The organism is Wenjunlia tyrosinilytica, assembly GCF_014646055.1.
In the GTDB taxonomy this organism is placed as follows: Bacteria; Actinomycetota; Actinomycetes; order Streptomycetales; family Streptomycetaceae; genus Wenjunlia; species Wenjunlia tyrosinilytica.
Map to the genome: position 1 here is coordinate 32799 of NZ_BMMS01000009.1, position 13016 is coordinate 45814.

Annotated in this window: 11 protein-coding genes; 5 read left to right on the forward strand and 6 right to left on the reverse strand. The window is 72.6% G+C overall.

The features are described from left to right. The first annotated feature begins 174 nt into the window (after positions 1-174). The 4 genes from IEY86_RS11865 (at position 175) to IEY86_RS11880 (ending at position 4944) form a co-directional block, all read left to right on the forward strand. Entirely contained in the window at positions 175-2391 is a 2217-nt protein-coding gene (locus tag IEY86_RS11865; protein ID WP_189131736.1) for an acetate--CoA ligase family protein, read from the forward strand. Continuing rightward, positions 2388-3227, forward strand: a complete 840-nt coding sequence (locus tag IEY86_RS11870; RefSeq protein ID WP_373286999.1) for an enoyl-CoA hydratase/isomerase family protein — start codon at positions 2388-2390, stop codon at positions 3225-3227. Before IEY86_RS11865 ends, IEY86_RS11870 begins: the two co-directional genes overlap by 4 nt. A 37-nt stretch (positions 3228-3264) precedes the next feature. Next, on the forward strand, positions 3265-3876 hold the full coding sequence (locus IEY86_RS11875; protein ID WP_189131575.1) for a flavin reductase family protein: 612 nt from the start codon (positions 3265-3267) through the stop codon (positions 3874-3876). Between the two features lie 144 nt (positions 3877-4020). Continuing rightward, positions 4021-4944, forward strand: coding sequence for a formylglycine-generating enzyme family protein (locus IEY86_RS11880; protein WP_189131576.1), 924 nt, complete (start codon positions 4021-4023; stop codon positions 4942-4944). Positions 4945-5010: 66 nt separating this feature from the next. On the opposite strand, the gene IEY86_RS11885 is transcribed toward IEY86_RS11880, so the two are convergent. After that, the gene (locus tag IEY86_RS11885; protein WP_189131577.1) at positions 5011-6024 is read right to left on the reverse strand and encodes a GlxA family transcriptional regulator; all 1014 of its coding nucleotides are present in this window, start codon (positions 6022-6024) and stop codon (positions 5011-5013) included. Between IEY86_RS11885 and IEY86_RS11890 the strand changes: the two genes are divergently transcribed. Next, entirely contained in the window at positions 6023-7498 is a 1476-nt protein-coding gene (locus tag IEY86_RS11890) for an MFS transporter (RefSeq protein ID WP_189131578.1), read from the forward strand. The two genes, IEY86_RS11885 and IEY86_RS11890, sit on opposite strands and share 2 nt — an antisense overlap. Before the next feature lie 27 nt (positions 7499-7525). Here the strand turns inward: IEY86_RS11890 and IEY86_RS11895 are convergent, their stop codons facing one another. From IEY86_RS11895 to IEY86_RS11915, 5 genes are all read right to left on the reverse strand, one after another. Next, positions 7526-8593, reverse strand: coding sequence for a Zn-dependent alcohol dehydrogenase (locus IEY86_RS11895; RefSeq protein WP_189131579.1), 1068 nt, complete (start codon positions 8591-8593; stop codon positions 7526-7528). Then, the gene (locus IEY86_RS11900; protein ID WP_189131580.1) at positions 8593-10041 is read right to left on the reverse strand and encodes an aldehyde dehydrogenase family protein; all 1449 of its coding nucleotides are present in this window, start codon (positions 10039-10041) and stop codon (positions 8593-8595) included. The genes IEY86_RS11895 and IEY86_RS11900 overlap by 1 nt, the downstream gene beginning before the upstream one ends. Before the next feature lie 71 nt (positions 10042-10112). Next, the gene (locus IEY86_RS11905) at positions 10113-10898 is read right to left on the reverse strand and encodes an SDR family oxidoreductase (RefSeq protein WP_189131581.1); all 786 of its coding nucleotides are present in this window, start codon (positions 10896-10898) and stop codon (positions 10113-10115) included. After that, a complete protein-coding gene (locus IEY86_RS11910; protein WP_189131582.1) occupies positions 10895-12073 on the reverse strand; it encodes an acyl-CoA dehydrogenase family protein in 1179 nt (392 codons plus the stop codon). The genes IEY86_RS11905 and IEY86_RS11910 overlap by 4 nt, the downstream gene beginning before the upstream one ends. A gap of 10 nt (positions 12074-12083) precedes the next feature. Continuing rightward, on the reverse strand, positions 12084-12989 hold the full coding sequence (locus IEY86_RS11915) for an SDR family oxidoreductase (protein ID WP_189131583.1): 906 nt from the start codon (positions 12987-12989) through the stop codon (positions 12084-12086). Positions 12990-13016: the final 27 nt, after the last annotated feature.

Below are 13016 nucleotides of genomic sequence, written 5' to 3' on the forward strand. Positions count from 1 at the left end.
CTCAGCCGGGTACTACTGAGTGGTAGGTCCGAGGCGTGGGTCGCATGCCGCAGAGCCGCCCGTTGCGTCAGCGTTCGTGTCGGACGGGGCTCGCGGGGACTTCCTGACGGTGTGTCAGCTAGGTAATCTGACAGTACGTCAGTTCTGGCCGGCGAGCAGGAGCGGGTGACGACCATGCTTCAGTCGACGCGAGGCACGCGCGCCACGGGGACCCTCCACGCCTATGCCGTCTCGTGCGGTCAGCGCCCCGGGCCGACCGCCCAGGGGTTGCCCGATCTCGACGTCAGCGGCAGACCCCTGCACGCGCCCGCGCCCGATCTGGAGCGGCTCTTCCACCCCCGGACCGTCGCCGTCGTGGGCGCCTCCGATGCCGAGGGGCGGCCCAATACCGGTATCACCCGGCAGTTGCTGGGCTGGGCGGAACGGGTCGGGGCAAGGCTCTTCCCCGTCAACCCCGGCCGCCGGAAGGTGGACGGACTGCGCTGCTATCCGTCCATCGCGGATGTACCGGACCCCGTCGATCTCGCCGTCCTGCTCGTCGCCGACCCGCTGCCCGTGATCGAGCAGTTGGGCGAGGCCAAGGTGCGGTTCGCCGTCGCGTTCGCCTCCGGCTTCGCCGAGACCGGGCCGGAGGGGGCGGCGGCGCAGGAGCGGCTGGCCGAGATCGTCTCCCGCTCGGGGCTGCGCCTGATGGGGCCCAACACCAACCTCAATGCCTTCGAACGGTTCCGGGACGACCTCGACGGCCCCGCCATCGCCCTGATCACCCAGAGCGGGCACCAGGGACGGCCCGTCTTCGCCATGCAGGATCTGGGTGTGCGGCTCAGCCACTGGGCCCCCACCGGCAACGAGGCCGACCTGGAGGCCGCCGACTTCATCCACTGGTTCGCCGAGCACCCCGAGGTCGGCGTCATCGCCGCCTATGTCGAAGGGCTCAAGGACGGCCGCAGCTTCACCCTCGCCGCCGACCACGCCGCCCGCCGCAAGGTGCCGATCGTGATGGTCAAGGTCGGCCGCACGGAGGCCGGAGCGCGCACCGTGGCCTCGCACACCGGCAAGCTCACCGGCGCCGACGACGTGGTGGGCGCGGCCCTCAGGCAGTTCGGTGTGGTGCGCGTCGAAGGGCTCGACGAGCTCCAGGACACCGCGGCGCTGCTCGCGCGCGCCAAGCCCCCTCGGGCGGAGGGTGTCGCCGTCTACTCCATCTCCGGCGGCACGGGCGCGCACTTCGCCGACCTCGCCGGCGCCGCGGGGCTGCCCCTGCCCCGGCTCGACGAGGCCAAGCAGGCCGAACTGCACCAGTGGATCCCGCCGTACCTGAGCGTCGCCAACCCCATCGACAACGGCGGCCACCCGGTGGGCGACTGGCGCGGCCGCAAGATCCTCGACGCGATCCTCGACGACCCCTCGATCGGCGTCCTGATCTGTCCCATCACCGGCCCCTTCCCGCCCATGAGCGACAAGCTCGCCCAGGACCTGGTCGACGCCGCCGAGTCGACGGACAAGCTGATCTGCGTCGTCTGGGGCTCGCCGGTCGGCACGGAGAACGCCTACCGGACCACCCTGCTGGGCTCCTCCCGCGTGGCCACCTTCCGCACGTCTCGCAACTGCGTCACCGCCGTCAAGGCGTACCTGGACCACCACCGCTTCGTCGCCGACTACCGCAGTCCCTTCCCGGATGTTCCGCGCACCCTGTCCCCCTCCGCGCTCAAGGCGCGCCCGCTGCTGCGCCCCGCCGAGCGGCTGAGCGAGCACGCCGCCAAGCAGTTGCTGCGGGCCTACGGCATCCGGGTGCCGCGCGAGCAGTTGGTGACGAGCGCGGCGGCGGCCGTGCGTGCGGCGGCACTTGTGGGGTACCCGGTCGTGATGAAGGCCAGCGCCCCGCAACTGGGCCACAAGACCGAGCTGGGCCTGGTCCGCGTCGGGCTCACCTCCGCGAGCCAGGTCCGGGACACCTACCGGGAGTTGACCGACACCGCCGCCTACCACGGGGTGGGGCGGCTGGACGGCGTCCTGGTCTGCCAGATGGTGGAGCCGGGTGTGGAGATGGTGGTGGGCCTCTCACACGACGAGCTGTTCGGCCCCACGGTCACCGTCGGACTCGGCGGGGTCCTCGTGGAAGTGCTCGGTGACGCCTCCGTGCGGGTGCCTCCGTTCCACGCGCGGGATGTCCACACGATGCTGCGGGAACTGCGCGGCTACCCACTGCTGGAGGGGGTCAGGGGCGCCCCGCCGGCCGATCTCGAGGCGCTGGTGGAGGTGGTCCTGCGCGTGCAGCGGATGGCGCTGGAGCTGGGCGACGAGATCGCGGAGCTCGACATCAACCCGCTGATGGTGCTGCCGCGAGGACAGGGTGCGGTGGCCCTGGACGCCCTCGCGGTGTGCCGGTGAGCGGCCACGGCCCGGTCGGCGGGACGGGGGCGGACGCCCGGCCACGACCCGAGCCCGAGGTGCTGCACCGCCTCGAGGACGCCGTCTCCTGGATCACGCTCAACCGCCCCCACGCACTCAACGCCCTCACCCACGACCAGCGCGAGCGGGTCATCGAACTGCTGGGCACCGCCAGTGCGGACCCCGGCGTCAGAGCCGTCGTGATCACCGCCACCGGCAAGGGCTTCTGCGCGGGAGCCGATCTCAAGGGGAGCGCCCCCAGCACCGATCCGGTGCCCGGCGACATCTCCCGCATGCTCCGGCTGGGAGTGCAGCGGCTCATCGCCGCCGTCATGGACTGCGAGAAGCCGGTGCTGGCCGCCGTCAACGGCACCGCCGCGGGGATCGGCGCCCATGTCGCGTTCGCCTGCGATCTGGTCGTGGCGGCCCAACGGGCGCGATTCATCGAGGTGTTCGTCCGCCGCGGCCTCGTCCCTGACGGCGGAGGCGCCTTCCTGCTGCCGAGGCTCGTCGGCCCGCAGCGCGCCAAGGAACTGCTCTTCTTCGGCGACGACCTCAAGGCCGCCGACGCCCAGCGCCTCGGCCTGGTCAACGCGGTGGTTCCCGACGACGAACTGGAGGAGACCGCACGGCGTTGGGCGGGGCGGCTCGCGGCCGGTCCCACCCGGGCGCTCGCCCTCACCAAGCGCCTGGTGAACGACTCCCTGTGCGTGGACCGAGCCACCGCCTTCGCCGCCGAGGCCGCGGCCCAGGAGATCAACATGGGCACGGCCGACGCCCGGGAGGGCATCCGCAGTTTCACCGAACGCCGCCCGCCGCACTACACCGGTCGCTGACACTGGATCCGTTCCGCAGTGAAGGAGAGCACCCCGTATGGGACACGAAGGCATGGCGGCCGCCGCCGTCCGCTATCTGCGCTCGGCGGGGGTCCCGCCGCCGGACGAGCCCGCCGCGGCCGCGCCGCCGACGCTGCTGAGGACGGTGTGCCCGAGCGAGCGGACGCCCCTCGACCCGGCTGAATTCCGGCGCGTGATGGGCCACTTCCCCACCGGGGTGGCGGTCGTCACCGCCCCGGCCGCCGAAGGGGAGTCCGGACCCGCGGGCTTCGCCTGCCAGTCGTTCTCCTCGCTCTCCCTCCAACCCCCGCTGGTCTCCTTCCAGGTGGCCAGGACCTCGGCCACCTGGCCGCGCATCGCCCGCTCCGGGGTGTTCTGCGCCAACGTCCTCTCCTCCCGCCAGGGGGAGCTCTGCCGGGCGTTCGCGGTCAGCGGCGCCGACAAGTTCGCCGGGGTGGACTGGGACCCCGCCGCCGTCACCGGCTCACCGCGCCTGCGAGGATGCCTGGCGTGGGTGGACTGCACCATCCAGGCGGTGCACACCGGGGGCGACCACCTCATCGTCGTGGGCCGGGTCGAGGACCTCGACGCGGCGGGCGGTGACCCCCTGCTCTACTTCCGGGGAAGCTTCCACCTTTTCGACCGATAGGAAAAAGGGAAGTCATATGGCGCATAATCCCCTTCCGCTTGTGAAGAGGACGCGGTGCGATAGCGACGGCCTCCCTACCGCCGTCGTACCGGATCGTCGGATGGACGCACTGGGTTGACATCGCCAACTGGAAGGCCCCGCCGGATGCCTGCGTTCTCCCCTGGTCCGCACCACCGCACGTCCCCCCGCTCTCCCGCGCCGTCCGTCGTCGGGACGCACTCGCCGCACGACGGCGCCGACACCGTGCTCGTGCCCGGCGGCCCGTTCGTCGCCGGGTCCTCGGGAGCGGCCGAGCACACCGACGACCCCTTCGGCACCCGGGAGACCGACAACCCCCAGCGGATCGCCGAGGTCACGTCGTTCCGCATCGACCGGACCGCCGTGACCAACGAGCGCTACGCCCGCTTCCTCTCCGCCTGCGAGCATGTCCAGGACCGCCCGAGCCCCTTCTGCCACCCCGACGAGCCCGAGGGCAAGGACCACATACCCGCGCACTGGCTGGACCCGCGGTTCAACCAGCCCTCGCATCCCGTGGTCGGGGTCGACTGGTACGACGCCTGGGCCTTCTCCCGCTGGGCCGACGGGCGGCTGCCGTCCGAGGACGAGTGGGAGAAGGCGGCCCGCGGCGAGGACGCCCGCAAATTCCCCTGGGGCAACCACTGGAATCCGGCGATGGCGCAGAGCGTCCTGAGCGCCTTCGGCCGCGACGCGCTGCGGGACCGGCTCGATCTGGAGCGGCTGCTCGCGCAGACCTCGCCGACGTGGCCGCCGCGCCCGGTGGTCCCCGCCGACTCCATGCCGCAGGGGGCCAGTCCCTACGGCGTGCTCAACATGGCGGGAAACGTCTGGGAGTTCACCCGCACCAACTTCTACACACGGCGGGACATGAGGCCCGCGTTCAAGTCCCGACGCTCGTCACTGGCGCACCTGCCCGAGGCGTTCCCCGCGATCAGGGGTGGCACCTGGACCTCACCCTCGGTGTGCCTGACCACCTACTACCGGGGCCGTGAACTGCTGACCGCGCGCAGCAACACGGCCGGTTTCCGCTGCGTCTACGACGCCGCCTGAGAACGCCCGCCGGTCAGCGAGGGCTTGACGAGCCGCTTCACCAGCGGGCCCGTGAGAGCGGGCACGTCATGAGACGGCCCGGAAGTCGGCGGGGCCGGCGGCCGGCCGGAAGGTACGGCGGTAGACCATCGGGGAGACCCCGATCACGGCGTGCAGATGCTGGCGCAGGGAGGCCGCCGTCCCGAAGCCCGTCCGGTGGGCGATCAGGTCCACCGTCAGGTCGCTGGACTCCAGCAGCCGCCGGGCCTGCTCGACCCGCTGCCGGGTGAGCCACTGGCCGGGGCTCACCCCCACCTCGTCGCGGAAGCGCCGGGTGAACGTGCGCACGCTCATCCCCGCGTGCGAGGCCAGTTCGGTCAGCGGCAGCGGCTGGTCGAGCCGCTCCATCGCCCACGCCCGGGTGGGCCCCGTGGTGGCCGCGGTCGGCGGGGGCAGCGGCCGCTCGATGTACTGGGCCTGGCCGCCGTCGCGCCATGGCGGGACCACGCACTGGCGGGCGATGCGGTTGGCCACGTCCGTCCCGTGGTCGCGGCGCACGATGTGCAGGCACAGGTCGAGCCCCGAACCCACCCCGGCCGAGGTCAGCACATCCCCGTCGTCCACGAACAGCACCTCGGGGTCGACCTTGACCTTGGGGTAGGTCCGCTGGAAATGGTCGGTGTGCTGCCAGTGGGTGGTCGCCGGGCGGCCGTCGAGCAGTCCCGCGGCGGCCAGGAAGTAGGAGCCGGTGCAGATCGACACCATGCGGGTGCCTGGCCGGATGTGTTCGAACGCCTCGGCCATCGCGTCGGACAGCCTGCCCTCGGTGCACTCCGGGCCCTGGTCGTGCGTGGCCGGGATGATCACCGTGTCGGCGGTGGCCAGGGTCTGCGGGCCCCGCTCCACGACGATCGGGAAGTCCATGTCCGTCTCGACCAGGCCGGGCACGGCGGCGCAGGTCACCACGTCGTAGAGGGGGTCACGGCTGCCGCCGAAACGGCAGCCGAAGATCCGCGAGGGGATACCGAGTTCGAACGGGATGACGCCCTTGATCACCAGCACGGCCACCCGGTGCCTGCCGGTCACTCCATCGCTGCGCATGGCCCGATCCTTGCATATCTCGGCCATCAGGCCACTCGTTACCGGCCCAGCGCTCGCCCAGGATGGGCGCGTGACCGAGACGACCGCCCTCACCACGCCGGCCGATGCTGCCGCCTCTCCCCGTCCGCCCCGGATCCACCGAGCCTGGTGGGTCGCCGCGGTCTCCTTCGTCGCGCTCGTCGGCGCGGCCGGCTTCCGTGCCACACCGAGCGTGTTCATCGACCCGTTGCACCACGAGTTCGGCTGGTCGCACGGAACGATCTCGGCGGCCGTCTCGGTCAATCTCGTTCTGTACGGGCTGACCTCGCCGTTCGCCGCCGCCCTCATGGAGCGGTTCGGTATGCGGCGGGTCGTCGCCTCGGCGCTGGCGCTGGTCGCGGCGGGCAGCGGGCTCACCGTCTTCATGGGGGCGAGCTGGCAGCTCATCCTGTGCTGGGGCGTGCTCGTGGGGCTGGGGACCGGCTCGATGGCGCTGGCGTTCGTGGCCACGGTGACCAGCCGCTGGTTCGTCAAGCGCCGGGGGCTCGTGACCGGCATCCTCACGGCGGGCGGCGCCGCGGGGCAACTGGTCTTCCTGCCCCTCCTGGCCGTGATCGCCGACCACCGCGGCTGGCGGACGGCGGCGCTCACCGTCTGCCTGGCGGCGCTGGCCGTGGTGCCGCTGGTGCTGTGGCTGCTGCGGGACCGCCCGGAGGACGTCGGGACAACGGCCTACGGAGCCGAGCCGGCGATACCCGTGGTGGCCGCGCCCACCGACGTGCCCGCGACGGCACCCGCTCAAGCACCCGCGAAGTCACCCGCTCAAGCACCCGCAAAGTCACCCGCGCAGGCACCCGCCGTCAGGGGCGGCGCCGCCGGGCGGGCCCTGGGCGCCTTGTTCGGCGCGGCCCGCACCAAGGCGTTCTGGCTGCTCGCCGGCACCTTCGCCATCTGCGGCGCCACCACCAACGGCCTGGTCGGCACCCACTTCGTCCCGGCCGCGCACGACCACCTCATGCCGACGACGACGGCCGCGAGCCTGCTGGCCGTGGTCGGCGTCTTCGACCTGATCGGCACCATCGCCTCGGGCTGGTTCACCGACCGCTTCGACTCGCGCAGGCTGCTGGGCGTCTACTACGCCCTGCGCGGGGTGTCCCTGCTGTTCCTGCCGGTGCTCTTCGCCGAAGGCGTGCACCCCCCGATGCTGTTCTTCATCGTCTTCTACGGCCTCGACTGGGTCGCCACCGTCCCGCCGACCGTCGCGCTGTGCCGTGAGCACTTCGGGGACGACGGCCCCATCGTCTTCGGCTGGGTGCTCGCCTCCCACCAGGTGGGCGCCGGCCTGGTCGCCTTCCTCGCCGGTTTCGCCCGCGACAGGCTCGGCGACTACGACGCCGCCTGGTACAGCGCGGGAGCGCTGTGCGCGGTCGCGGCCGTGATGTCCCTGGTCATCCGCCGCCGCACCACGGCCACCGCGGTGCCGGTCCCGGCCTAGAGACCTCGCGGCCCGCAGACCTCCCCGTCAGAAGGTCAGCACCCCCCGGGCCACCCTCCCGTGGTGCGCGTCGTCGGCGGCCTTCGCGAAGTCCTCGACCGGATAGGTCGCCGTCACCAGCTCGTCTAGCTTCAGCACGCCTTCCCGGTACAGGTCGGCGTACAGGGCGATGTCGTGCTGGGGGCGGGAGGAACCGTAGCGGCAGCCGAGGATGGACTTGTCGAGGTACATCGAGGAGACCAGGAACGACGCCTCCGCGTCCGCCGGCGGCACACCGAGCAGCACCGCCTGCCCACCCCGGTCGAGCAGGTCGACCGCCTGGCGGATCAGCGCGGTGCTGCCCACGCACTCGAAGGTGTGGTCGGCGCCGGTGGGCAGGATCTGCCGGACGGCGGCCACCGTGTCGGGGACCTCGGCGGCGTTGACGAAGTGGGTGGCGCCGAACTCCCGGGCGGGGGCCTCCTTCGCCGGGTTGGTGTCCACGGCCACGATCCGCAGCGCTCCACCGATCCGGGCGCCCTGGATCACATTGAGGCCGATGCCCCCGGTGCCGATCACCACCACCGAGTCGCCCCGGCCGACCCGGGCGCGGTTGAGCGCGGCGCCCACACCGGTCAGGACACCGCAGCCGATCAGCGCGGCCGAGGTGAACGGGACGGCGTCGGGGATCCGCACCGCCTGGACGGCCTTGACCACCGTCCGTTCGGCGAAGACCGACGCCGAGGCGAAGGTGAAAAGCGGCTGCCCGCCCCGGCTGAACGGTTGCCCCGGCCGCCCGATCGCCCGTCGGCACATCGTCGGACGCCCCCGGTCGCACTGCGAGCAGGTACCGCAGCTGGCCAGGGTGGACAGCGCCACATGGTCACCGGGGCGGACATGGCTCACACCGGGCCCCACCGCCTCGACCACACCCGCGCCCTCGTGCCCGAGCACCACCGGCACGGGGAACGGGATGGTGCCGTCCACGACGGACAGATCGCTGTGGCACAGGCCGGCTGCCGCTATCGCCACCAGGACCTCGCCGGGTCCCGGACCGCGTACCTCCAGGTCGTCCACCACCCTGGCCCGCCCGCCGTCGAAGACCACACCTCGCATCACCACACCACCGCCTGGAGTTCGCTGTACGCGTGCAGTCCGAACGAGCCCCCGTCCCGCCCCACCCCGCTGTCCTTGAACCCGCCGAACGGGGTCTCGGGGTGGCGCTGCACGGTGTTGATGCCGACATTGCCGCTGCGCAGCCGGGCGGCCAGCCGCCAGGCCCGGCCCGTGTCGGCCGAGAAGACGTAGTCGTGGAGGCCGTAGGCGGTGCCGTTGGCAATCGCAACGGCCTCGTCCTCGTCCTCGAACGGCATGGCGACGACCACCGGCCCGAAGATCTCCTCCTGGGCGACGGTCGCGCCGGGGGCCGCGTCGGCGACGAGCGTGGGCGCGACGTAGAAGCCCGGCTTGAGGTCGGGCCGGGTCCCACCGGTCACGATCCTCGCGCCCTGCTCGCGGGCGCCCGCGATGTACGCCTCGACGCGGTCGCGCTGCGCCGCGCTGATCAAGGGTCCGACGACCGTGCCGGAGCGCAGCGGGTCGCCGATCTCGAGCGCGGCGGCGTAGCGGCGCAGCCCTTCTACGACATCGGCGTAGACGCTTCGGTGGGCAAGGACACGAGTCGGAGCGGTACAGATCTGGCCGGAGTGGAACGCCCATGTGGAGCCCGCGCTCGCCACCGCGGTCCGCACATCGGCGTCCTCCAGGACGATCGCGGCGCCCTTGCCGCCGAGTTCGAGCAGGAGCCGTTTCATGGTCCGGCCGCCCGCCTCCGCGATCCTCTTGCCGACCGCGGTGGAGCCGGTGAAGCTGATCATGTCGACGCCCGCGGAGGCGACGAGCGCCTCGCCCGCGGCCGGTCCCGAGCCCGTGACCACGTTGAACACCCCGTCGGGCAGCCCCGCCTCCTGGAGGATCTCACCGAGCAGGAGGCACGAGAGGGGGTCCTGCGGGGCGGGTTTGGCGACGACCGTGTTGCCCATGGCGAGCGCGGGGGCGATCTTCCCGGCGAGGTTGACGACGGGGAAGTTGTAGGACGTGATGCAGCCGACCACACCGACCGGGCGGCGGAGCGCGGCGGCGCCGATCAGGCCGCCGGGCGCGAGCGGGCCGGACCGCGCCGGCTGCGGCGGCAGCGGTATCGAGTCCGGCTCCAGTGCTCCCCGTGCGTACCGGCGGAACCTGTCAACAGCGGTTGGAAGCTGCATCGTCGACGTCACGCGGATGGTGGCACCGGTCTCGGCCTGGAGAAGGGGGGCGACTCCGGAGGCCCGTTCGCTCAGCAGGTCCGCGGTGCGGTCAAGGATCGCCGCCCGCTCGCGTGTGTCGGAGCGAGACCATGTCTCGTACGCGCGGCGGGCGGCGAGGACCGCCTCCTCCACCTCGGCCGGTGATGCCTCGGGGGCGTGGCCGACGACCTCCTCCGTCGCCGGGTTGACGACCGGGTAGCGGCCGGCCGGGGGTTCACGCCACCGGCCGTCGATCCAGAGCCCGTGGTTCTCCATGACGCCTGCCTTCCGGTCCGAAGGTGCCCGCCCAGGGGTGCGGGTGCGAAGGTGCTCGGTTCAGGGGTGCTCTACGGGTGCTGGGAGGAGACCGCGACGACCTCGCCGGTCATGTAGGAGCTGTAGCCGCAGGCGAGGAAGACGATCACGTTGGCCACCTCCCACGGCTCGGCGGGGCGGCCGAACGCCTCGCGGGAGGCCAGCTCGGCCAGCAGTTCGTCACTGGTGACCCGGGCGAGGTTGGTGTGCATGGCGAGCGAGGGGGCCACCGCGTTGACCCGCACGCCGAACGGGGCGGCCTCGACGGCGGCGCAGCGCGTCAGCGCCATGACCCCGGCCTTGGCGGCGGCGTAGTGGGCCTGCCCTGCCTGCGCCCGCCAGCCGAGCACCGAGGCGTTGTTGACGATCACGCCGGTGCCGCGGGGCCGCATATGGCGCAGGGCGGCCCGGGTGCAGCGGAAGGTGCCGTTCAGCGTCACGTCGAGGACGGTGTGCCACTGCTCGTCGGTCATCTCGGCCAGGTGAGCGGTGCCGCCGAGACCGGCGTTGTTGACCAGGACGTCGAGGCCGCCGAGTTCAGCGGTGACCTCGGCGAACAGATGCCGTACCTGGTCCTCGTCGGTGACGTCGCAGGGGACGGCGACGGGCCGCTTGCCCATCATCCGCTCCAGCTCGCCCGCCGCCTGCCCGAGACGCCGCTCGTGCCGGTCGCTGATGGCGACCACCGCGCCCTCCTCGGCGCAGCGCCTGGCGGTGGCGAAGCCGATACCGCTGCCCGCGGCGGCGGTGACCAGCACGGTCCGCCCGGCGAGCAGGCCGTGGGGCGGCTCGTGGTCGGGGCGTGTCCGCCCGCTCACCGCGGCTCCCTGGGCAGGCCCAGGACGCGTTCGGCGATGATGGTGCGCTGGATCTCGTCCGAGCCGCCGTAGATGGTGTCCGCGCGGCTGAACAGGAACTGCCGCTGATCGGTGTCGAGTTCGTAGGGCAGTGCCCGGCCGACGGTGGCCTGCGCGCCGCGTACGGCCATGGCGAGTTCACCGAGACGCTGGTGCCAGCCGCCCCACAGCAGTTTCGCGGTGCTGGCAGCGCCCGGGTCCGCGGTACCCAGGGTCCGCAGGGCGTTGCACCGCATCACCTTCAGCTCCGCCCAGGCGCGCACGACACGCTCGCGCAGCACGGGATCGTCCAGCGCCCCGCTGGCGCAGGCGAGTCGCACCACCCGGTCCAGCTCCCTGACGAAGCCGATCTGCTGGCCGAGGGTGGCCGCGCCCCGTTCGAAGGCCAGCAGTGACATGGCGACCTTCCAGCCCTCGCCCTCCTGCCCGACGCGGGCCTCGGCCCTGGCGCCGTCGAAGAACACCTCGTTGAACTCGGCCGTCCCCGTCAGCTGCCGGATCGGCCTGACCTCCACACCGGGCTGGTCCATGGGCACCAGCAGGAAGGACAGGCCGCGGTGGCGGTGGGAGCCGGGGGTGGTGCGGGCGAGGACGAAGCACCAGTCGGCCTCGTGGGCGAGCGAGGTCCACACCTTCTGCCCGGTGACGACGTACCGGGGCTCGCCCCCGGCGCCGTCACCGTCGCGGGCGGCGATCGTGCGCAGCGAGGCGAGATCGGAGCCGGCGCCGGGCTCGCTGTAGCCCTGGCACCACAGTTCCCGCCCGCGCGCGATGGGCGGCAGGAAGCGCTCGCGCTGCTCGGGGGTGCCATGGGCGACGAGGGTGGGGGCGAGGAGGTTCTCGCCGATGTGGCCGACGCGGGCCGGGGCGGCGGCGCGGGCGTACTCCTCGTTGAAGACGACCTGCTGGGTCAGCGGCACCCGGCGGTTGCCGTAGGACCCGTCCCAGGACAGGCCGATCCAGCCCGCCGCGCCCAACTCGCGCTCCCACTCCAGCCGTTCGCCCACACCGATGTGCCCGGTGCCGGGGCCGCCGAGCCCGCGCAGATGGGCGAACCGGCCGGTCAGTCGCTCCCGGAGCCATTGCGCGACCTCGGCGCGGAACGCCTCGTCCTCGGGCCCGAAACGGAAGTCCATCGCTCGCCCCCTAGGCGTTGGGCCGCTGGCCGTCGGCCGCCGCCTCGGCCATCGCCTCGAGCCGCTCCAGCATGGGCATGGGGTCGGTGCCGACGGTTCCGGGCAGGAAGGCCGCGATCTTCTCGGGGGTCCAGCCGCCGTCGGCGTACCCGGCGCGCAGTTCACGCGGCTGGGCCCATACGGCGATCTTCGGCCCGGCGACCGTGTAGACCTGCCCGGTGATCCGGCGTGCCGCGTCGGAGAGCAGGTAGACGACGAGGGCGGCGACGTCCTCGGGCTCGCCGATCTCGGTGAGCTCCATCGGCACATTGGCGGACATACGGGTACGGGCCACGGGGGCGACGCAGTTGGCGGTGACCCCGTACTTGTGCAGGCCGAGGGCCGCGCTGCGCACCAGCGAGATGATGCCGCCCTTGGCGGCGCTGTAGTTGGCCTGGCTGACGCTGCCCTGGTGATTGCCGCTGGTGAAGCCGATGAGGGTGCCGCCGCCCTGCTTGCGCATGAGGGCCGAGGCCGCACGGAAGACCGTGAACGTCCCCTTGAGATGGGTGGCGATGACCGGGTCCCACTCCTGCTCGGTCATGTTGAACAGCATCCGCTCGCGCAGGATGCCGGCCACGCACACGACGCCGTCGATCCGCCCGAAGGTCTCGACGGCGGTGCGGACGATGCGCTCCCCGCCCTCCATCGAGGAGACGTCGTCGGCGACGGCGACGGCCTCGCCGCCCGCGGCCCCGATCTCCTTGACGACGGCCGCGGCGATCTCACTGGTGGGTTCGCTGCCGTCGACGCCGACCCCGTAGTCGTTGACGACGACCCTCGCGCCGTGCGCGGCGGCGGCGAGCGCGACGGCCCGTCCGATGCCGCGGCCCGCGCCGGTCACCGCGATGGCCTTTCCCTGGAGGAAGCCGCTCACGCCTTCACCTTCCCGCGTTTCTGACGG